The organism is Nocardia mikamii NBRC 108933 (genome assembly GCF_001613505.1).
Taxonomy (GTDB): Bacteria; Actinomycetota; Actinomycetes; order Mycobacteriales; family Mycobacteriaceae; genus Nocardia; species Nocardia mikamii.
In genome coordinates, this window is the sequence record NZ_BDCM01000026.1 from 17,512 (window position 1) to 36,346 (window position 18,835).

23 protein-coding genes are annotated in these 18,835 nt (G+C 66.9%); 11 read left to right on the forward strand and 12 right to left on the reverse strand.

All coding sequences use genetic code 11. The features are described 5' to 3' along the window. Positions 1-83: 83 nt before the first annotated feature. On the reverse strand, positions 84-860 hold the full coding sequence (locus NMI01S_RS31635) for a glycoside hydrolase family 19 protein (protein ID WP_063920927.1): 777 nt from the start codon (positions 858-860) through the stop codon (positions 84-86). A 674-nt stretch (positions 861-1,534) separates the two neighbouring features. On the opposite strand from NMI01S_RS31635, the gene NMI01S_RS31640 reads away from it, so the two are divergent. After that, complete coding sequence (locus tag NMI01S_RS31640) at positions 1,535-2,005, forward strand: hypothetical protein (protein ID WP_063002413.1); 471 nt, start codon at positions 1,535-1,537, stop codon at positions 2,003-2,005. 390 nt (positions 2,006-2,395) lie between these two features. On the opposite strand, the gene NMI01S_RS31645 is transcribed toward NMI01S_RS31640, so the two are convergent. Continuing rightward, a complete protein-coding gene (locus tag NMI01S_RS31645; protein ID WP_218021178.1) occupies positions 2,396-2,971 on the reverse strand; it encodes a TetR/AcrR family transcriptional regulator in 576 nt (191 codons plus the stop codon). Between the two features lie 58 nt (positions 2,972-3,029). On the opposite strand from NMI01S_RS31645, the gene NMI01S_RS31650 reads away from it, so the two are divergent. Then, positions 3,030-3,380: a VOC family protein gene (locus tag NMI01S_RS31650; protein WP_063002415.1), complete on the forward strand. Its 351-nt coding sequence runs from the start codon at positions 3,030-3,032 to the stop codon at positions 3,378-3,380. A 148-nt stretch (positions 3,381-3,528) separates the two neighbouring features. On the opposite strand, the gene NMI01S_RS31655 is transcribed toward NMI01S_RS31650, so the two are convergent. From NMI01S_RS31655 to NMI01S_RS31670, 4 genes are all read right to left on the reverse strand, one after another. Next, positions 3,529-3,855 (reverse strand): YciI family protein, encoded by a 327-nt coding sequence (locus NMI01S_RS31655; protein WP_218021179.1) that lies wholly within the window; start codon positions 3,853-3,855, stop codon positions 3,529-3,531. Between the two features lie 67 nt (positions 3,856-3,922). Next, on the reverse strand, positions 3,923-4,705 hold the full coding sequence (locus NMI01S_RS31660) for a MerR family transcriptional regulator (protein ID WP_063002417.1): 783 nt from the start codon (positions 4,703-4,705) through the stop codon (positions 3,923-3,925). A 382-nt stretch (positions 4,706-5,087) separates the two neighbouring features. Next, positions 5,088-5,408 (reverse strand): DMT family transporter, encoded by a 321-nt coding sequence (locus tag NMI01S_RS31665; RefSeq protein WP_063002418.1) that lies wholly within the window; start codon positions 5,406-5,408, stop codon positions 5,088-5,090. Position 5,409: 1 nt separating this feature from the next. Beyond that, the gene (locus NMI01S_RS31670) at positions 5,410-6,057 is read right to left on the reverse strand and encodes an FMN-dependent NADH-azoreductase (RefSeq protein ID WP_063002419.1); all 648 of its coding nucleotides are present in this window, start codon (positions 6,055-6,057) and stop codon (positions 5,410-5,412) included. 105 nt (positions 6,058-6,162) lie between these two features. On the opposite strand from NMI01S_RS31670, the gene NMI01S_RS31675 reads away from it, so the two are divergent. Both NMI01S_RS31675 and NMI01S_RS31680 read left to right on the forward strand, forming a co-directional pair. Continuing rightward, positions 6,163-6,753 (forward strand): TetR/AcrR family transcriptional regulator, encoded by a 591-nt coding sequence (locus NMI01S_RS31675; RefSeq protein WP_063002420.1) that lies wholly within the window; start codon positions 6,163-6,165, stop codon positions 6,751-6,753. A gap of 184 nt (positions 6,754-6,937) precedes the next feature. Further along, the gene (locus NMI01S_RS31680; RefSeq protein WP_063002421.1) at positions 6,938-7,756 is read left to right on the forward strand and encodes a hypothetical protein; all 819 of its coding nucleotides are present in this window, start codon (positions 6,938-6,940) and stop codon (positions 7,754-7,756) included. Positions 7,757-7,771: 15 nt separating this feature from the next. On the opposite strand, the gene NMI01S_RS31685 is transcribed toward NMI01S_RS31680, so the two are convergent. After that, positions 7,772-9,043, reverse strand: a complete 1,272-nt coding sequence (locus NMI01S_RS31685; RefSeq protein WP_245717115.1) for a PucR family transcriptional regulator — start codon at positions 9,041-9,043, stop codon at positions 7,772-7,774. 594 nt (positions 9,044-9,637) lie between these two features. On the opposite strand from NMI01S_RS31685, the gene NMI01S_RS31690 reads away from it, so the two are divergent. Both NMI01S_RS31690 and NMI01S_RS31695 read left to right on the forward strand, forming a co-directional pair. Next, a complete protein-coding gene (locus NMI01S_RS31690) occupies positions 9,638-10,855 on the forward strand; it encodes an esterase/lipase family protein (RefSeq protein ID WP_063002422.1) in 1,218 nt (405 codons plus the stop codon). A 233-nt stretch (positions 10,856-11,088) separates the two neighbouring features. Then, on the forward strand, positions 11,089-11,427 hold the full coding sequence (locus NMI01S_RS31695; protein ID WP_157126467.1) for a hypothetical protein: 339 nt from the start codon (positions 11,089-11,091) through the stop codon (positions 11,425-11,427). Here NMI01S_RS31695 and NMI01S_RS31700 read toward each other — a convergent pair. After that, on the reverse strand, positions 11,408-12,787 hold the full coding sequence (locus tag NMI01S_RS31700) for an ABC1 kinase family protein (protein ID WP_063002424.1): 1,380 nt from the start codon (positions 12,785-12,787) through the stop codon (positions 11,408-11,410). The genes NMI01S_RS31695 and NMI01S_RS31700 overlap by 20 nt on opposite strands. Before the next feature lie 254 nt (positions 12,788-13,041). Here NMI01S_RS31700 and NMI01S_RS31705 point away from each other — a divergent pair, with 254 nt between their 5' ends. The 3 genes from NMI01S_RS31705 (at position 13,042) to NMI01S_RS31715 (ending at position 14,911) form a co-directional block, all read left to right on the forward strand. Next, a complete protein-coding gene (locus tag NMI01S_RS31705; protein ID WP_063920930.1) occupies positions 13,042-13,407 on the forward strand; it encodes an STAS domain-containing protein in 366 nt (121 codons plus the stop codon). A 289-nt stretch (positions 13,408-13,696) separates the two neighbouring features. Further along, on the forward strand, positions 13,697-14,131 hold the full coding sequence (locus tag NMI01S_RS31710; RefSeq protein WP_063002426.1) for a hypothetical protein: 435 nt from the start codon (positions 13,697-13,699) through the stop codon (positions 14,129-14,131). A gap of 102 nt (positions 14,132-14,233) precedes the next feature. Then, positions 14,234-14,911 (forward strand): PAS and ANTAR domain-containing protein, encoded by a 678-nt coding sequence (locus NMI01S_RS31715; RefSeq protein ID WP_063002510.1) that lies wholly within the window; start codon positions 14,234-14,236, stop codon positions 14,909-14,911. A gap of 1 nt (position 14,912) precedes the next feature. Here the strand turns inward: NMI01S_RS31715 and NMI01S_RS31720 are convergent, their stop codons facing one another. The 3 genes from NMI01S_RS31720 to NMI01S_RS31730 form a co-directional block, all read right to left on the reverse strand. Then, a complete protein-coding gene (locus NMI01S_RS31720) occupies positions 14,913-15,737 on the reverse strand; it encodes a sigma 54 modulation/S30EA ribosomal C-terminal domain-containing protein (RefSeq protein ID WP_063920928.1) in 825 nt (274 codons plus the stop codon). 147 nt (positions 15,738-15,884) lie between these two features. Beyond that, complete coding sequence (locus tag NMI01S_RS31725; RefSeq protein ID WP_063002427.1) at positions 15,885-16,496, reverse strand: malonic semialdehyde reductase; 612 nt, start codon at positions 16,494-16,496, stop codon at positions 15,885-15,887. 32 nt (positions 16,497-16,528) lie between these two features. After that, complete coding sequence (locus NMI01S_RS31730; protein ID WP_063002511.1) at positions 16,529-16,948, reverse strand: nuclear transport factor 2 family protein; 420 nt, start codon at positions 16,946-16,948, stop codon at positions 16,529-16,531. 186 nt (positions 16,949-17,134) lie between these two features. Here NMI01S_RS31730 and NMI01S_RS31735 point away from each other — a divergent pair, with 186 nt between their 5' ends. Next, complete coding sequence (locus NMI01S_RS31735; protein WP_063002428.1) at positions 17,135-17,917, forward strand: SDR family NAD(P)-dependent oxidoreductase; 783 nt, start codon at positions 17,135-17,137, stop codon at positions 17,915-17,917. A 15-nt stretch (positions 17,918-17,932) separates the two neighbouring features. Continuing rightward, positions 17,933-18,439, forward strand: coding sequence for an acetyl-CoA carboxylase biotin carboxyl carrier protein (locus NMI01S_RS31740; RefSeq protein ID WP_157126469.1), 507 nt, complete (start codon positions 17,933-17,935; stop codon positions 18,437-18,439). Here NMI01S_RS31740 and NMI01S_RS31745 read toward each other — a convergent pair whose 3' ends face one another. Continuing rightward, positions 18,440-18,826 carry a lipocalin-like domain-containing protein gene (locus NMI01S_RS31745; protein WP_084513428.1) on the reverse strand — a complete coding sequence of 129 codons (387 nt, stop codon included), beginning with the start codon at positions 18,824-18,826 and terminating at the stop codon, positions 18,440-18,442. It abuts the gene before it with no gap. Positions 18,827-18,835 lie beyond the last annotated feature (9 nt).

Genomic DNA, 18,835 nt, shown 5'->3' on the forward strand with positions numbered 1-18,835 from the left:
TCGACTCCCGGCGCATATCCGCCAGGTCGGACCGGTTGATCGATTTCAACCTCCGCAGGAGCCCAGCCCCGAGCCTGCGCGGCTTACGGGCATTTCAGAATTTGGCATGCCTGGATGAAGTGGTCACGCCGGACGTCTCTCCCGTTGGAACCGCCGTTGATGATCTGCGAGACGGGATCGATGCTCGCGGGGTCCTGGGGGTGCGCGTTGTCGGCGGCGGCGTTGAGATTGTGGGTGTTCCAGTACCACGCGGCCGTGGCGAACGCGTACTTCGGATCCGCCACAAGCTCAGGGTGATTGACGAAGTCGACACCGAGCGCCTGGCTTGCGCGTTCGTAGTTGTGGCGTCCGGTGAGTTGGAGGCCACCGCGCCCTTTGTACCTGGGGCCGTCGCCCGGTTGGGTGTTGCCGAGATCTGCCCGTCCGTTGTAGTCATCGCCGTCGCTGTACTCGGTCAACGTGGCGAAACCGGCGGTCTCCTGTCCGACCTGGGCGAGGAAAGCGGCGGCACGCTGTGGTGTGTCGATACCGGCCGATCGCATCGCGCTGTTGATCTCCGGTAGCCAGGCGGTGACATGCGCCTGATCGGCGCCGGGCAGCGCCGCCGGGGCCGCGACGGGCTGAGGAGCCGGGGCTGCGACGGGCTGAGGAGCCGGGCCGGGTGCCTGAGCCGCTCCGGGCGCGCCGGTCGCGGCGACGGTAGCCGAGAGCGCCTTCATATCGATCGCCGGTGGTGTGGACGACGCGCCACCGCCGGCCGTGGCGATGATGGTCGCTGCCGCGGTGGCGGCCAGCGACACGGTACCGGCGGTGCGGACGATCGAGGTCATCGATCTGCGACGTGCGGATGTTGCGGACATGCGATCTGATTCCTGTTCTCGACTGTTCGGGCACACAGCGAGCAGCGGGCAGCCGGGCGGGATCGAATGAACTCGCCTCTGCACGGAGTGCTGTGGGGGATGACCTGACCCCGGAACGGCCGAACCGTCGCGATGCTTCGGGCGCTGTGCTGTGCCGCGCCTCGACCGGAGTCGGGCGCGCGTCCTACCGCGATCAGTCCGCCGACCGGTTTCTCACGCCGAAGGCGCGGCCGATTTCGGCGACGGTTTCAATTGGGAGACGCGAATTACGATTCGCAAGGCACATTCGGACCAGGTAGCCGAACATATCTCCATACGATAACGCTCCGGCATCACGGCGGCAACGACGAGACGGCCGAGGCGGAGCTGCGCGACGGTTGTTGCCGCCCTTTCATGCGCCGGACCAGCAGATTTCTTCTAAACTATGTTGCCGCTCACAATTGGTGGTTTTGTATTCCAGATCACGTTCGCATCACGAAGGCCGTTACGTGTTCGAGCTTCAAGGGGCCGGGTGGGAGCGAATTCCGCCGGCCTGACCGGCCGTCCGGTGAACGCGCCGGCGAGGAATACGCCGACAGCGACCGCCTCAGTGTTCGTCGTATGTGTGCCGGACCAGCTGTACTTGTCGTGGACCGCGCACGGTCGGTGCGCGCGGCAAGGAAAGGGAGTGGGTTGTGAAAGACCCGCATGGCCAACCGGAGTTGCCGAAGCCCGATCTGCGGGCCACCGCGGTCGCCGCAGCCTTCATCGCGCTGATGGTCGGTCTGCTGACCGGACTGGCCGGAATCGCATGGACCCTCTATGTGGTGGTCGGCATCGAAGAGCAGGTGACCGGCCTCGAAGAACATGCCCGCGATTCGTCAGTCGAGATCGGCCACACCAATCTGAGCATTGGGGTCGTGGTCGCGGCCATCGGCCTGCTCTGGTTCGTGGGCGCATTCTTGCTGCTGGTGGAAAAGGCTGCGGGCCGAGTCCTGTTGATCCTTGCGTCCGGGGTGGGGCTGATTGCGAGCGCCGCGCAACTGTTCACCAGCGGTTGCGCCTACTTGGTCATCCCGATCATGGTGAGCCTGCTGATTCTCGTCTTGTGCGTGGTCCCGGCAACACCCGAATCACCACCGAGGCCAGGTGGGGGCCGGTCATAGAGCGCGCATTTGTTCCGGATGGGAAGGGTTGTGGCGCAGGTGCCTCCGTAAGTCCGGCGTCGTCGTTGTTGATGCCGGTGTGTGACAGTATGACGTGTGGAATGTGGAATTCACTGCCGCGCAACGAGATTGCCGCCGAGGCGGTCGAGCCGTGTCGCTCATTTCGACCCGTGGTGGAGACGGCACTCGTCGCTCGCGGCGTCCTCGCCGCGATGCGGTCCACGCGGGCTGCCGGTGACCTAGCGGCGAACGCGGCCGAACTTCAGCCCGCTGGTCAGGTTTGACGAGAAACGGGTGGCGGTCGAGCCGACGTCTCGTCGCTTCATGGCGGTCTCGAATTGTGGATGGGGTGCCGTGCTGAAGCCGGGCGGTCGATGGTCGCGGGCTGGATTACGTTGTGGCGCTTCGAAGGATCGCGTCCAGTTCTCCGCGTATGGAAGTCGGTGTGTTCGGCTGCACTTGCTGTTGTACGACGGTGCCCAGCAGCCAGGACAGCACCGTGCGGGCGGTCGCGGCGGAATCCTCGACGGGGAGTTCGGCGAGGACCTCGCTCAGCAGTGTGCGCATATCGGCGAGGGTCGCGCCGACGGCTCCGGAGGAGTGCCGACGGCCGGTGTCGATCCAGTACTCGAACCACAAGAACGCCGCATTGGGCTGCTCGGCGAACATCCGCAGGTACGTGTCGACCACTGCCCAGACCTTCTCGGCCGCATCGGTTTCGGCGTCGGCGGCCCGGCGCAGCGCCGCTACCATCGCGGCCACGTGTTCACGCATGGCTTGATCGACGAGTTGGTGGATGTCGTCGAAGTAGTAGTGCACCGCGCTCTTGCTCAGCGGGCTCGCCTCCGCGACCGAACGCGCTGTACACGCGGCCAAACCGTCACGTGCGAGAACCTGTTTGGCCGCGTCCACGATCTGCTCGCGCTTGCCACGCCGGTTGGCCTCGATGACCGGTCTCGTCGTCACGGCCCCAATCTACCTGCCCGTTGCCAAACTTGGGACATGCGACCTAAAATCAGGACGCATGTCCCAAGTTTTCGCTTTCCATGACGTCCGGACCACTGACCTCGATGCGTCGCGGCGCTTCTACTCCGAGCTGTTCGGATGGCCGATCACCGAATCGCCCGCGGGCCCGATGTTCGGCACGAGCGACGGTCTGTGGGGTGGATTCACCCCGCTCGCGGCCGGCGACTCGCGTCGCCCGCAGTGGATTCCGTACGTGCCGGTGCCCGATGTGGATACCGCAGCCGAGCAGGCTGTCGCGCTCGGCGCGCGAATCATCAAGCCCCGCGTCGACTTGCCGCCGGGTTCGGTAGTGGTGATCGACGAGCCCGGCGGTGCGACGTTGGCGCTGTGGCAGGCCGCGAAGCGGTAGCAGTCCTGCGGTTCACCCGACCGCGTATCGCACGGCGATGCCTGGCGCGGACGGGTTCGCCCCCTGCTCAGCTGTTGAGATCGCGGAGATGGCGGTACGGAGCCGCTCGACTGAAAGCGGCCGGGTTCCGCCGCGGCGAACCGGTCATTCAGCCGGGAAGGGTGTCCCCGGGGAACCCGTGGCACGGGTGTACCTCGTAGTGCATCATCCGGGCTTGCACGCATGGGTCCCCGGCGAGGATCGCGGTGGCCTCTTCGGCGGGGACGGTCATGATCGCGACGCCCGCGATGGTGTCGGAGGCGACCGGGCACAGGACCGCGATCACGCCATCGGATCGCAATGAGACCATGCGGCGCTGGTGCTCGAGTTCAATTGCATTCGCGCCGTCCATGTCTCGATCCGGGCCCCAGTGCAGCACGGCCAGGCTGAAGGGTTTCGCTGTCGCGGCCAGCGCTTGAATCTGTTCGTCGGTCACTGTCGTGCTCAAAGTTGTCGCCTCCGGTTCTGCTTACTCGCTCTCCGCGACGATAACCGCTTCGGGGTCATCGGCCAGCGGATCGGGTGCCGCGGCGGCAGTTGGCCAGGATCGCGTCGTGGATGTACTGCGACAGCCCCGGGGCCATATCGTCATAGTTGAGGCCGAGTCGGCGGTTGGCGCGGTATTCCTCGGCCAGGCGTCGATGGGTGTCGAAGTCGCAGTCGTGGAACCAGTGTTCGAGATGACGACGGTGCCGTTCGGCGATCTCCATGATCGCTGGATCGTCGGCCGGGGTGCCCGCACGCATCGCATCGGCGAGGGCTTGGTGGATTTCTCGTTGTTCGGCGCGCAGTTCGAGCCACTGCTGCTTGGTGTATCGGCTGGTCCGTTCTCGCAGCTGAGTGAACTCCGGCTGATCGCGCCAGCGCCGCTCGGCCTCGTCGGCCAACTCGACGAGACGGTCGCCGCCGAACACCTCGAACCGCTCGGCGGGCGTGAGGCTGATGCCCGCCTTGCGGGCGGCCACCTCCCGATCGATCAGCGCGATCATCGCCTGATGTCGGGAGATCCGCTCGCTCAGAAGTTCGTGCTGGCGACGCAGGTGGTCCTCGTCGGAGAGGCCGGAACCGTTCAGCACGCCCGAGATGTCCTCGAGGCCGAAACCCAGTTCGCGGTAGAACAGAATCCGCTGCAGCGTCGCAACATCGTCCTCACTGTAGAGCCGGTATCCCGACGAGGTGCGGCCGCTGGGCCGAAGCAGGCCAACCTCGTCGTAGTGGTGCAGGGTCCGAACCGATATACCGGTCGACTGCGCAACCGCGCCGACGGTGTGTTCGATGGCTTCCATAGCTGCCACTGTGCCGCCTCACGCCACGAGAGGGTCAAGCATCGGTGCACAGGACGGCGGGACGTCGGCGGTATGTGCGCACGCCCGCTGAGAGCGCGGACGGTGGCGATTCGATCAGGCGAGGTCGTCATCGACGCTGAGCACTCGTAGGCCCTCAGGAGAATCGATGACGGTTTCCCATTCGTCCCAGCGCCGCGGTGGTCTCGTTGGTGTCGACTGTGAGAGTGGCTGGGCCGTAGGCGATTCCGGTCAAGACGGTGACGAAGCCGGGGCCGGTCCAGATCAGGGTTCCTTCTGCGGTGACCTCGGTGGTGTCGGTGCCGCCGCCGGCGAGCAGGAATTGATGGTCGCTGACCTGGACGGTCCCGGTCCCGGCTGGTCCTCACTCCGGATTGGTGACCCGAGCCAGGATGATGCCGCCGATGATCATGGACAGCGCCAGCATCCGGCCCGCGCTCACCGGATCCTTCTGCACGACGATGCCGAGGGTGATCGCGCCCGCCGCGCCGATGCCGGTGAAGATGGCGTACGCGGTGCCCACCGGCAGTGACTGCATGGCGTGAGACAGCAGGTACACCGCGAGCGCCGCGAGCGCGAAGCACAGCAGGGTGGGCAGCGGCTTGGTGAAACTCTGGGTCGGCTTGATGGACTGGGACCACGCGATCTCCACCACACCGGCCAGACTCAGGACGAGCCAGTTCATTTCAGTACTCCTTGCCCAGGGTGCGGGCGGTGGCGAGCGCGGCGGCGTAGGAGGCGTCGTGCTCGTCGCGTAAGTGGGCAAGGGCCGGGTCCTGGCGCGAGTTCACCAGCTCGGAATTGACGAAAACTGTGTCCTCGACGGCGAAATGGCCTGCGAAGAAGTCGCGGAGATAGCGCTCCTGATAGTCGTAGATCGCCTTCGGCGTGCCCGGCGAGTACGCGCCGCCGCGCGCGGTGACGACCACGAATCGGGTGGGGGCCAGTGACATTCGCGGGAAGGTGATCTGATCCAGCCACGCTTTGAGGCTGGCCGGGATCGAGTAGTTGTACATCGGCGTGCCGATCAGTACGACATCGGCCGCGCGCAGCTCGGCCAGCAGCGGCTCGACGATCTCCCAGGCCCGCTGCTGGGCAGGGGAATCCACCAGCTCGCCCAGCCGGTCGAGGTCGGTGGCGCCCTGAGTCAGCACGCGGTCGCACAGTTCGGTCCAGCCCTCGCCGATGAACGGGATCGGATCGGCGGCCAGGTCGCGGTGGGTGTAGGTGGCGTCGGGATGTTCGGCACGCCAGGCCGCGGCGAAGGCGGCGCTCAGTTCGCGGCTGATCGAGGTGCGGCGGGCGCTGGCGTCGAGGTGCAACAGGGTGGTCATTGTCGAGTCTCCAATCAACTGGACAGTTTGTCCGCTTACCGGTCCGATGCTAGAACCTAACCGGACAGATTGTCCAGTTGAATCTGCAGGGCTACAGTGAGCTGCATGGACAGCTCCGGCCTCCCACTGCTCAACGACCCGTCCGCCCCCACCGAGCGCGCCGACGCCGCTCGTAATCGGGCCAAGGTGCTGGCCGCCGCAGCCGCGCTGTTCGCCGGGCGCGACCCGCGCACGATCACCATGGACGACATCGCCAAGGCTGCCGGGGTCGGGCGGGGGACGCTGTACCGGCGCTATCCGGACGTGAGATCCATTGCCGTCGCCCTGCTCGACGAGCATGAGCGGGCACTGCAGGAGCAGTTGCTGCGTGGCGAACCGCCGCTCGGGCCGGGCGCCCCGCCCGGTGATCGGCTGGCCGCGTTCTACGCTGCGATGGTCGAATTGCTCGACACCCATGCCCATCTGGTCCTCGGCGCGGAAACCGGGGGCGCGCGGTTCCGCACCGGGGCTTATCAATTCTGGGTGATGCACGTACGCGCGCTGCTCACCGAAGCCGATGTGGCCGAGCCCGATTCACTCGTGGACGCGCTGCTCGCACCGCTCGCCGCCGAGGTGTACCGGCATCAGCGTGAGCGGGGGCTCGGCTCCGAGCAGATCGCCGAGGGCCTGGCGAAACTCGCACACGGCATCCTGTAGGTGCGGCATTGACGACCGGGCGGCCGACGTGTGTTGCGGGACTTCGGAAGTCGTCACGAACGGTACCGTTCGGCCTTGTGACGAACCGTAGTTGCTTCATCGAAAGGCGTTGCCTGCCATAGTATTTACTGCATCGGGCGGCGATGGCGCGTCCGTCGTGTCTGCACTGTTGGAGGGTCGCCCCGTGAGCGCCGCCATTGATGCCGCCGGTTCCCGCGCCTCGGAAAACCCGCCCCCGTTCGCACTACGTGAACTGTCCATCCTCGCCGGCGGCCTGTTCGTGCTGTCGACCGCGCGGTTGGGGCGGTATCCGTTGTGGGGGGACGAGTTGTACATGGTGCCGGCGGGGCGGCGGTTGTCGTGGAGTTATGCGGATCAGGGGCCGTTGGTGCCGTTGCAGGCTCATCTGTCGGACCTCTTCTTCGCCACGGCCGCGGTTCATCTCGTCGGAGACGGGCCACAGGGCCGGGCCGGCAAGGCGCTCGCGGCCTACTGCGCCGCCGGCACCGTGGCCGTGGTGGCGGCGGTGTGCGTGCTTCCGCTGCCGCAGTCCAGGCTGCACGGGCCCGCGATCCGCAACGGCGACATGGCGATTCGCGCGCAATTCTTCGGATTACGGGGATGGCCGCAACTCGTCGGCGCCGTACCGGAGGAGGAGCGGGCCCGCCTGGTGATCATGACCCAGAACTACTGGCAGGCCAGTGCTCTGGCCGTGCTCGGGTCCGCGGATCTTCCGCCGGTGTACAGCGCGAGCCGGGGCTACGGTTACTTCGGGCCGCCTCCGGATTCCGCGACCCGGGTGCTGTACGTCGGCGGTGCCGATCTGCAGCGGGAGTTGTCGTCGCGCTTCGCGACCGTCGTCCCGGTGGCTCGTCTCGACGACCCGAGCGGTTTCCAAGGGGTGAACTACGGCATCCGGGTGTCGTTGTGCGCCGGTCCGATTCGTCCCTGGTCGCAGATCTGGCCCGAACTGATGACGCTTCGCATCGACCACGGCGCCTGAGCCGCGCGTCGCGGCTCAGGCGGAGCGACGTGACTGTCCCGCCCGATCCGGGAACGGGGACGGGGCCGTCGACGAGGTGGCGCCGCGAGCGATGAGCGCGGAGCGCAGATACCACAGACCTTGGCTTCGGGAAGGGTCGAAGCCGGTCAATTGCCCGATGCGCCGAAGCCGGTAATCGATGGTATTCGGATGGATATTCAATTGCCGTGCGGTACGCCGGCGATTCATATCGGTGTGGAAGAAGATATGCAGAGTTCGCAGAAGTTCGGGGTGATCGTCGAGCGGAGCGATACGCGTTTCCAATATTCGGCGCCCGATTCCCGGGCGGGTCAATTGATATTGCAGTGCGAGGTCGTCGAATTTGTGCAGTCCTGGGCCGATTCCGATCGATTCGGTGGTGTCGAGAAGTTCGTGAGTACGTCGGGCGGCCGCGGGGACGGCGTCGGTGGCGCATCGGGTCATGACCGCGGTGACCGGCGCCGCGGCGTAGTCGGCCACCACCTCGACGGCGCGGTCTAGTTCGGACTCGCCGCAGACGTCGCAGGGCAGCAGGATCGTTCCGCCGTCGACCGACAGCATCGCCAGTGCGCGGTCCTGGAATTGGCGGGTCAGCGCCGATTGGATGCGGCGCAACTTGCGGCCGGCGACCACATGCCGATCGAGACCGGGTCGGTTCTCGTCCGGATGTGCGGCCACGTGGACGGCGAGCACGTAGTACTCGTCGGCGATCGGAATGCCGCATTCCCGTGCCACTTTCGAGCTCGCCTGCCCGGCGAGCAGCGCCGAGGTGAGGGTGTGGACGGCGGTGTGGTGGTCGCCGGAGGTGGCTTTCAACTCCCGCACGTACGCCCTGCTGATGGCCCCGGTGCACAGGTCCGACAGCTCTACCGCGGCGCTCGTCCACGCGATGAGGCGGTCGCAACTCGGCTCGCCCGAGCGCGCGACGACGACCTCGAGGGCTTCGCCGAATCCGACGTGCATCGCGTGCAGCACCTTCTCGATGGGCAGGTCGGCGCGAGCCCATCGAGCGGCGGCGCCCCGCAGGAACGCCGCGGGATCGGCGGTGGCGGCCGCGGTGCCGCGCTCGCTCGCCCACCGCATGCACACGCGGATCATGGCTTTCACGTCGCCGTCGAGCAGTGGGCGCGGCAGTGCGGTGAAGGGGTGGATTTTCGTGCGCAGATGCGACAGGAGGAGCTCGGCCAGGCGGTCGGCGTCGCCGGCGGCCAGGGGGCCGGTGCTCGGGGCGTGCGCGATCGGGGCGTGCGGCGCTGATCGGGTCGTCACAGGTGACCTCCTCGTCACGGCTGCGGGGTGGTGTCCGGCCGCCGGCATGCTGCCGCCGTCCAGGAATCGAAGATAATGCGAGTTCTCGCTCACCTTCTACTCGGATTCGCAGACTGCTCTGCTGGTATCTACTACTGCTCTGAACTGGGTGAACAAGCGCAACGGGCGCTGAATCCAGAGCGCTGAACACGTATAACTGTCCTAGTGCTCACTTTTGTGGGCGATGCGATGAACACTCGCGAGCGGTGTCCGGGCGACGCGGTTACTCAGGGCCTGGTGTCGACCGTGCGCCGCGCCGGGATCAGCCGCCCGGGCGTGATCGAACCCCGTGCCCGATTTCGGATCGACAGGCGGAAGAATCGCATCGCCCCCGTAAGTGATGAATTGTCTGCCTGGCATCGCGCGATATCCGCGCCAGCGAAAGAACCGACTGTGCGGAGTCATGGCGCTCCCCGAATCGTTTCGTGAACCCGTGAAGACATCGCCGCAACGGTCGCCGCGTGCTCGATTGTCTCCGTAGCGTTTGCTCGCGAATTCCGGAAACGTCGATCGACGACTTTCCGGGCAGCGAATTCGACGATGTCAGGGAACACCATGAAAAAAAGTCTTCGCCGCAGTTGTACGAGTGCGGCCATTGTCGCGGCGGCCGCCGCACTCACGGTAGGGCTCACGGGCGTCGGCGCCGGCGCCGATCCCGTCGGCGATCAGCAGCAGGAGCAGCAGCTCGCGGAGATGATCACGCACGGGCTGAAGAATCCCTCCGCGCACGCGATCGCCGACAGCGGGAGCTCCGGCACCGGTTCGGCCTGCACCTCCGGCAGTGGTGCGGGCTCCGGCAACGGGTCCGGTGACTGCTACGGCGGTTCCGGGTCGAGTTCGGGTTCCTCGGGTGGAACCTCCAGCGACACAGTCGGTTACGGCCCGGCGCAGAGCTCGTTCCTGGCCGCTTTCGGGTACGGCCTGCTGAACCCGGATGTCGCGCCTCCGGGAACCAACGACTGGAATTGCAAACCCACTGCGGCGCATCCGGAGCCGGTGGTGCTGGTGCACGGCACCTGGGAGAACGCCTACGACAACTTCTCCTACGTCAGCCAGCCCATCCACGACGCCGGCTACTGCGTGTTCACCTTCAACTACGGCAAATCGAATCTGATTCAGGGCGGCGGCCTGGGATCGGTGCTGCCGGGTACCAACGGCACCGGGTACATCCAGGACTCGTCGAAACAGTTGGCGCAGTTCGTCGATCGTGTGCTGGCGGCGACCGGGTCGCAGAAGGTGAATCTGGTCGGCCATTCCCAGGGTGGCGCGATGTCGCGGTGGTATCTGAAGTTCGACGGTGGTGCGGCGAAGGTGCATCACATGATGACCTTCGGCGCCACCAACCACGGCACCTCACTGGACGGTATCGGCGCGCTGGGACGGATGATCAACAATCTTGGCATCGACGTGCTGGGGTTGGTGGAGATCTTCGTCGGCCACGCGGGCATTCAGCAGACGATCGGCTCGGATTTCGTGAATCAGCTCAACGCCGGTGGTGACACGATGCCGGGCGTGGACTACACGGTGGTCGGCAGCCGCTACGACGAGATCACCAACCCCTACGATCTGACGTTCCTGAAGCCCGGCCCGGGTGCGACGGTCGACAACATCACCCTGCAGGACGGCTGTGAGCAGGACGTGTCGGATCACCTGACGATGATGTATTCGCCGCGGGTGCTCTCGATCATCCTGCATGCTCTCGACCCGGCGCAGACTCCGGCGCTGACCTGCAGCTTCAACCCGTGGCTGGTGGGCGGCGGCGGCAAGCTCTGACCCATTGATGCTTGCTCGCCGGTGCGCGGGAGGAGTCGTGGACCTCCCGGTGCACCGGCGGGCATCCTCCGCCGCGGGATCGCGGTGGGTGTTACCGACACTCCCCACCGCAGCCGTCCCATCGCGGCGGCCGTGCCCACCGGGTGGATCGACCACCACCCGGTGGGCATCTCGGCTCTCGATGCCCGGCACCGCGCGCGCGTGCAGTGTCGACGACGAATCCGGAGGTGCCCATGCGCGACTTGCATTGCTACGCCATCGATCCCACGGTCGGCCGGTTGTTCGGCCGCCACTTCTACGGCGTCCGGCTGCAACCGCTCGAGGACGGATACGGCTGGGTCGTCTACGGGCATCCTCCGGCCAGGAGGATCGTCGCCGCACTCGTATGCGCGGCGCGCCAACGCGGTTCGTTCGCGGAGTTGCGCGACTGCTGCACCTATATGGATCTGTGTGACGGGATGGAACGCTGGTGGGTGACCGACCTGTCGGCCGACAGCGACGGTTTCCTGTGCTGGTATGCGCGTGACCGCGGCTATCCCGGCGCGGTGCCGATCACGACGATCGTGCCGTGAGCCGCCAGCGTGCGATGTCGGCGCCGATATCGGTGGCCGGGGGTTCGTGGTAGAGCCATTCGCGGGCGAGGCGGTGCCAGTTGTTGGTGGTGTGCAGTTGTCCGAGGACGGCGTAGGTGAACAGATCGGCGCGGCGGGAGAACACGTGCTCGGGTGGCAGTCGCTGGTGGCGCATACCGCTGAATTCGGCGGCGCGGGGGTCGACGGCGAGTACCACTGCGCTGGTGGCCAATTCGGGTGTGACGGTGATGTCCTCGTCGATCAGATGCCAGCCGGTCGCGGCCCAGATGTAACCGAGGCATTCGTCGGGTGTTACCTCGGCGTCGGGATCGACGATGCCCTGTGCCACCCAGGAGTGGTAGATGTCCTCGGCGCGGTATTCGGCGGCGGCGCAGATGATGTCGCGTTCGAGTTCGACGTCGGCGGGACTCATCGCGGTGTAGAGCCCGAAGTCGACGAAGGCGAGTCGCCCGTCGGAGGCGAGCATGATGTTGCCAGGATGTGGGTCGCCGCAGAACTCGTGGTCGGTGAACAGGGAGGTGATGTAGAAGCGGTAGATCAGCTCCCCGATGCGGGTGCGGTCGGCGTCGGGAAGGGTTCGCAGGTGCCCGAACGGCTCGCCGTCGACCAATTCGGTGACCAGAACATTGGGGCCGCAGCAGGATTCGATGCTGTCGGGCACGCTGATATGGGGGTGGCCGCGATAGCGGGTCGCCACATGGTGCTGGGTACGGGCCTCGCGCGGATAGTCGAGTTCGCTGCCGATGTTGCGGGCGACCTCGGCGAGCACCTCTTCGTCGGCGGCGCTGGGCAGGATCGCCTTCCAGAGGCGGCTGATCATCATCAGATTGCGCATATCGGCTTCGACCGCGCGGTCGACGCCGGGATATTTGACCTTGACCGCGACCGCTCGACCGTCGCGCAGCCGGGCGCGATAGACCTGTCCGATGGAGGCGGCGGCGATCGGGGTCTCGTCGAAGTCGGCGAAGATGCGTGCCAGCGGGCCGAGATCGTTCTCGATCACCGTGCGCATGGCGGCGAACGGGAACGCCGGCGCCTGGTCACGCAGTTGCGCGAGTTTGGTGCGGAACATCTCGCGTTGTTCTTCCGGCAGCAGGTCGAGGTCGAGTACCGACAGCATCTGCCCGAGCTTCATCGCGGCGCCCTTCATGCCGCCGAGCACGGTGACCAGTTGCTGGGCGGCCTGCATCGCGGAGCGTTCACTCAGGCGCCGGCGCGCCTCTTCGGTGCGGCCCACCATCGACAGCCGGGTGCCGACCCCGCGCAGCGCCTGTCCCGCGGCGAGCCGGCCCATCTTGCTGCCGCGCGAGATGCGGCCGTGGGGGACACGGTTGCTCACTGCTAAACCTCCATCGGTTCGGACCTGGCGCGTGCCGCTTCACCGCGCCGGACCGAGTGGGGGCGAGGCGAGGCCAAGCTACCGGCCCGTGCGCGAGTGTTCGGCCGTCCGGCTCCACTCGCGTGAATATCACGAAAATGCGCCGCCGAAGTCGGAACAGCACACAGACAGCGGACGAGTGCTACGAAAAAAAGAGGTTTGGGCCCGCGCGACGGGGGTTGTATACGAGTGTGATGTACGGCGGTGACGAGGAGATGAGTGTCTTGGTGGAGGACAGCGGCTTGAGCGTCGAGGTCGACCGGACCGGCGGCGCGCTCGTCATATCGGCGCACGGCGATGTCGACGCGATGACGGCCGACCAGCTGCAGAGTGTGCTGGACCGGATGAGCGAGGCATTCGAGGACGCCGATCAGGCCGCGCCGGTGATCGATCTGTCCGGTGTGGGTTTCCTGGGATCGGCGGGGTTGAGCGTGCTGCACGCGGCGGCCACCACGGTGACTCCCCGCCGGTTGCGCGTGGTCGCATCGGGGGCGGCCAAACGCGTCATCCAGGTCACCGGCCTGGATCGGATGGTCTCGGTGTACGACGATCTGCCCAGCGCCGGTGTGGTTGCTCGGTGAGTCGACACCGATCCTGACAGCAGAACGCCGCCGGGTGGTGTTCCCGGCGGCGTCCGTATCAGGTCGACGTCCCACAAGCGCCTCTCGGCGAGTGGTCGCTCGTAGCGACTGAAGGGTGCGGCCCGGGGCTGTTCGGACGCCGACAGCGGTTTCAACCGCGACACCCGGCGCACTATTTCCGTCCTGACCTGTGACGTAACCCACGGATCAGCACCACGCACTATGCCTGCGTGGCGACCTTGTACCGGCAACGTTGCGCGGGTATGCGGGGAGGACGATTCTGGATGCCATGCGCGCCCGTGACGTGGAGATCGGGCATACGTATGTAGTGCTGGTCCCGCATCGATTGCCGGTCGCCCGCTATCCCGATCGCGAGCGGCTGGGTACCTCGATGTGGGTGGCGAGCCTGCTGATGGGGGCGCGTTTCCGGCTCACGGCGTCCAAGGTCGACTACGACACCGATCCGGTGACGGTCGAGGGACTACGGCTCATCGAACGCTCGCACACCGAGGTCACGCTCACCGACGACCAGGCCACCGCGCTGGGCTTGGCCCCGAAACAGGGATATCGCGTCGTGGGCTCGCTCGTGGACCGCACCGGCCGCGTGGCGTGCCTGCCGGCGATCGAACCGATCCGGGTGCCGGTGCGGTGGTTGCGTCCCGCCGACGACCCCCGCTTGGCGCGGTGCAGTCACCGCGACGCGGACCTGTGGCCCTTCATGTGAGCCGCACCCGCGCGACGACGCGCGGTTTTCGGCACTGCCGTCCCCGACTTCGCGACCCGCACCGCCTCCACCGGCCATAATCGTGTCGTGCGGCGCAACGGCATGGACAACGAACACGGTCACACGGCAGCAGAAGCCGCATCGGCTGACCCGAGCAGTGTGCCGCGGGTCGGATCCTTCCGGTTCTGGTTCGCGACGCGGCGCTGGGAGTGGTCGGAAGAGGTGTACCGGATGCACGGCTACAGCCCCGGCAGTGTGGTGCCGACCACCGAGCTGCTGCTGTCGCACAAACATCCCGACGACCGCGACGATGTGGCCGCGCGCATCGCCCGTGCGGTCGACCTGGGTGAATCGTTCTCCAGCCGGCATCGGTTCATCGACACCGCGGGCGATGTGCACAACGTGATGGTGGTCGCCGACCGTCTCCACGACGAGGCCGGAGCCGTCACGGGCACCGCCGGTTTCTACATCGACCTGACCGAGACCCTCGCGGAGAGCGAACGCGAGACGCTGTCTGCGGCCCTGCCCGACGTGATCGAGCATCGCGCGGTGATCGAACAGGCCAAGGGGGTGCTGATGCGGATGTATCGGGTCAATGCCGAGCAGGCGTTCAAGATCCTGTCCTGGCGCTCCCAGGAGACCAACACCAAACTTCGCGACCTGGCCGCTCAGCTGATCGCCGAGCTGCCGACCCTTCCGAACGCGGAGCCGCAGACGCTCACCGCCTTCGACCATCTGCTGCTCACCGTCCACACCCGCATACCGGGCCGTCCCCGCTGAATCAGGCGCGGGCGCGCTCGCGGGCCGGTGATCGGTCGCGGTGTTCCTCGGCGGAAGTCGGGTATGCCGGCGCCGGGCATCCGACCTCGGCGCACGGTGTGACGAGGGTGAGGTCCGCGTCGTAGCGGCGATACAGCAGATGTCCGCGCCCGGTGAAGGCGTCGAGGTAGAACAGGAACGGCAGGCCGTGCTCGCACAGCCGCTCCACCGCGGCGGATTCGGTGAGGGTGGGCGTCGGGCGCGAATGCACTGTGAAGACCCGGCCCCCGGTATCGGACGGCGGATGCATCCGCGACCGGCGCGCCAGCCGCAGCCCCGATGGGCCGGCCCGGTAGACGACGGCATCCTCACCGGTTTCGGCGTCGACGAACAGATGGACGTCGTAGTCGAGCGCGTCCATCACCGCCACGGCCGACTTCGGGCGGAGGGTGTCGAGCGCGAATACCTTGCGGCGCACGATCTTTCCGGCTCCGGGGTCGGCCAGTGCCGGTCGTGCCGGATCCGGCCACTCCCGGACGGTTCCGCCGGTGAGTTGCCGTTCCAGCCGGACCACCACCGACAGCACCTCGTTGGGCCCGCGGGTGCGCACCTGCATCCGGACCGGGCGATCGGATCGGGCGAGATTCACTTGCACCAGAAGAGGTTCGGTATCGCCGGGAGCGGCGGTGATCCGCACCCGGGCACCGCCGGTGACGAAGTGGCGCGCCAGCAGCCGGCCCACCGCCCCGGCCACACGGTCGGCCTCGAGTGCGGGTACCGGCCCGCGGGCGAAGAGGACGATGTCCGGGAACGCTGTCGACGACCATCTCTGAGATTCCCGCACCACCCGATCGACCTCTCTCGCTCACCCGGCCCGTTTCGACGCACGACAACTGTGCCGACCCGCAGGGCGGTGCCCAAGAGGCGAAAGTCCCTTCGATCAAGCACGAAATGCCCGATCGGACATTCCGATCGGGCTTCGGGCGGGCGCAGGTCAGACGGTCGTGACGACCTCGTCGTATTCCAGCCGCGGTGAGCGCGGGTACCAGGCGTCGGGGCCCGGCTTGCCGATGTTGACCACCACCAGCGCGCTGTGTGTGCCCTCGGGGAAGAACTCCTTGTCGACACCGGCGGCGTCGAACCCGTTCATCGGGCCGGCGGCCAGGCCCGCGGCGCGGATGCCGAGGATGAAGTAGCCGATCTGGATCAGAGCGTTGAACCGCGCCGATTCGGCCCGGTAGTCGTCGTCGGCGAAGTAGTCCTTGGCGTCGGGGAGGTGCGGGAAGATCTTCGGCAGGTGATCGTGGAAATTGAGGTCGGCGGCCAGAATCGCGGTCAGTGGCGCCTTCTCGGTCTTGGGCTTGTTGTTGTCGAGCATATGCTCGACGAGTGCGGCGCGGGCCTCGGCGCCGCGCACCAGCACGATCCGCAGCGGCTGCTGATTCATCGAGGTCGGCGCGTATTTGACCAGCTCGTAGATGTCGCGGATCTGCTCGTCGCTCACCGGTTCGTCGGTGAAGGTGTTGGCGGTGCGGGCCGTGCGGAACAGCAGGTCCTGGGCTTCGGCCGCGAGGGTCAGGCGCGTGCCGGTTTGAGCGGTGCTCACTGTGTAACTCCTTGTCGGGGTTGTGGTTTCGGTCAGTCGTGGGTGACTCGGCGGGAGTGGGTGCGCAGTTCACCGTCGATGCGGACGAGCACGTCGTGGACCACACAGCTCGGCGCGATCTCCGGCGCCGCGCCGGGCCGGATCTTGACCACCAGGCAGTACATCGTGGCGCCGATGCTGCCGTCGTCGCGCGGGGAGAGGTTGATCATGTTGAACCAGTGCCGGCGCTGCATAGGATCGCTGTCGAACCGCTTGTGGAACTCCACCAGATCCGACACGATTCCGGCGCGGGTGCGCGCGGGCGGGCGGCCCGGCGTGTGCTCGAATTCCGCATCCTCGGTGAAGGTTTCGGCGTAACCGGTGATGTCGCGGTTGTCCAGGCGTTGCATCTGATCGGCGTAGAACTGCTGGACCTCGGCGTACAGCTCGGCACGGCTGGCGACAGTGGTCATGGACGGCTCCTCGGAAGACGGTGTGGCCGCCGGGGTTTCGGGCGGACCTCGATCGCGCTCCACGGTCGCCGACGGCGCTCGAGATTCGGTCGAGCCCGCACCGGTTTGACCGGTCTTATAGGGCCTTTCGCGACGCTGGTGGCCGGACGGGCCGGCGTAACCGGATCCAGCACCGATGGAGGAGATATGGCGGACAGTCAGCGCGTGGCGCTGGTCAGCGGAGCGACCAGCGGAATGGGCTTGCAGATCACGAAAAACCTGGCGGCACAGGGTGTTGCGGTGTTCATCTGTGCCCGTGACGAGCAGCGGGTGGCCGATACGGCCAAGCAGTTGCAGGACGACGGGTTCGCGGTGGACGGGGTGGGCTGCGATGTCCGCGACGCCGCCCAGGTCCGGGAGTACGTCGATGCCGGGGTGCGGCGGTTCGGCCCGGTCGACATCCTGGTCAACAATGCCGGTCGCAGCGGCGGCGGCGTGACCGCGCAGATCGAGGACCAGCTGTGGCTCGACGTCGTCGAGACGAACCTGCACAGCGTCTTCTACGCCACCAAGGCCGCGCTCACCGCCGGCGGCATGCTCGAGCGGGGGAACGGCCGGATCGTCAACATCGCGTCGACCGGCGGTAAGCAGGGTGTACTCCACGGCGCGCCGTATTCGGCCTCCAAGCACGGGGTCGTCGGCTTCACCAAGGCGCTGGGGCTGGAGCTGGCCAAGACCGGGATCACGGTCAACGCGGTATGCCCCGGATTCGTGGAAACGCCCATGGCCGAACGGGTTCGGGAGGTGTATTCGGGTCTGTGGGGTGTCGATACCGACGAGGTGCACGCGCGCGTGAGCGCCCGGGTGCCGATCGGCCGTTACGTCCAGGTCGACGAGGTGGCCGCGATGGTCGACTACCTGATCTCCCCGGCCGCCGCCGCCGTGACCGCACAGGCATTGAATGTCTGTGGCGGCCTCGGCAACTACTGACCGCGGAGCACCGTCATGACGACTATGGACGAAAACGCCACGCCCACACCGGAACTCGATGCCTCCCAGCACGACTACCTGCAGATACTCGACGCCATCCAGTCGGGTGCGCTGCGGCTGCTGGCAGGCTTTCCCGCACAGCCCAGCGGCCTGCGGATCCAGGTCGGTGAGGTGACCGTGGAGGCGCAGTGGCCGCAGGGCCCGGGGGCGGCGGCGGTGAGTGCCGGCGCCGCACCGGCACCGGCACTCGCAACCGATACCGCGACCGAGGTGCCGGTGACCGATCCGGTGATCCGCGCACCCAGTGTGGGTGTGTTCTATCGGAGCCCGCAGCCCGGTGCCGAGCCGTTCGTGGCGGTCGGCGATCGGGTGTCGCCGGGGCGTCAGGTCGGCATCGTCGAGGCGATGAAGCTGATGATCCCGGTGACGGCCGCGGCGGGCGGGGTCGTCACCGCGATCCTCAAACAGGACGGTGAATCCGTGCAATTCGACGAACCTCTGTTCTCGTACTCGCCGGAGTGATCATGGACGGGCGGACCTGCGCCAGGTGAGAATGCGGCGCTGGGTCCGCCCGTCCACCTGTGCGGCGCCGATCAGCGTCAGCACGTCGCCGTCGAGGGACATCTGGCGTACCTGCTCGGTGCCGGCCCAGGCCGGATTCGAGCACACGCTGATCGCGTGCACCACCGCCATTCCCGCCGTGCGCCAGGTTCCGGCGTAGCCCATGAACGGGGGCGCCGCGGTGGTGTCGCCGGTGCGCATCATGCTCACCGAGACCGAGCCCTGTGCGGTGTAGATCAGCAGACCGCGCGGCGCCGGGCCGAGCGGCCCTTCGCTGCGCACGTCCGCGTCGTCGATGTCGTAGTAGGACAACAGTTCCCAGGTGCCGACGAGATCAGTCGCAGTCATGGCCCCCAC

Bases quoted from the DNA above. Each gene is read 5' to 3' on its own strand.
- NMI01S_RS31745 (WP_084513428.1), bottom strand. From the start codon at position 18,826: ATGACTGCGACTGATCTCGTCGGCACCTGGGAACTGTTGTCCTACTAC.
- NMI01S_RS31665 (WP_063002418.1), bottom strand. From the start codon at position 5,408: ATGAACTGGCTCGTCCTGAGTCTGGCCGGTGTGGTGGAGATCGCGTGG.
- NMI01S_RS31710 (WP_063002426.1), top strand. From the start codon at position 13,697: ATGCGCGCCCGTGACGTGGAGATCGGGCATACGTATGTAGTGCTGGTC.
- NMI01S_RS31735 (WP_063002428.1), top strand. From the start codon at position 17,135: ATGGCGGACAGTCAGCGCGTGGCGCTGGTCAGCGGAGCGACCAGCGGA.
- NMI01S_RS31635 (WP_063920927.1), bottom strand. From the start codon at position 860: ATGTCCGCAACATCCGCACGTCGCAGATCGATGACCTCGATCGTCCGC.
- NMI01S_RS31730 (WP_063002511.1), bottom strand. From the start codon at position 16,948: ATGACCACTGTCGCCAGCCGTGCCGAGCTGTACGCCGAGGTCCAGCAG.
- NMI01S_RS31690 (WP_063002422.1), top strand. From the start codon at position 9,638: ATGAAAAAAAGTCTTCGCCGCAGTTGTACGAGTGCGGCCATTGTCGCG.
- NMI01S_RS31695 (WP_157126467.1), top strand. From the start codon at position 11,089: ATGCGCGACTTGCATTGCTACGCCATCGATCCCACGGTCGGCCGGTTG.
- NMI01S_RS31715 (WP_063002510.1), top strand. From the start codon at position 14,234: ATGGACAACGAACACGGTCACACGGCAGCAGAAGCCGCATCGGCTGAC.
- NMI01S_RS31670 (WP_063002419.1), bottom strand. From the start codon at position 6,057: ATGACCACCCTGTTGCACCTCGACGCCAGCGCCCGCCGCACCTCGATC.
- NMI01S_RS31705 (WP_063920930.1), top strand. From the start codon at position 13,042: ATGAGTGTCTTGGTGGAGGACAGCGGCTTGAGCGTCGAGGTCGACCGG.
- NMI01S_RS31740 (WP_157126469.1), top strand. From the start codon at position 17,933: ATGACGACTATGGACGAAAACGCCACGCCCACACCGGAACTCGATGCC.
- NMI01S_RS31660 (WP_063002417.1), bottom strand. From the start codon at position 4,705: ATGGAAGCCATCGAACACACCGTCGGCGCGGTTGCGCAGTCGACCGGT.
- NMI01S_RS31675 (WP_063002420.1), top strand. From the start codon at position 6,163: ATGGACAGCTCCGGCCTCCCACTGCTCAACGACCCGTCCGCCCCCACC.
- NMI01S_RS31650 (WP_063002415.1), top strand. From the start codon at position 3,030: ATGTCCCAAGTTTTCGCTTTCCATGACGTCCGGACCACTGACCTCGAT.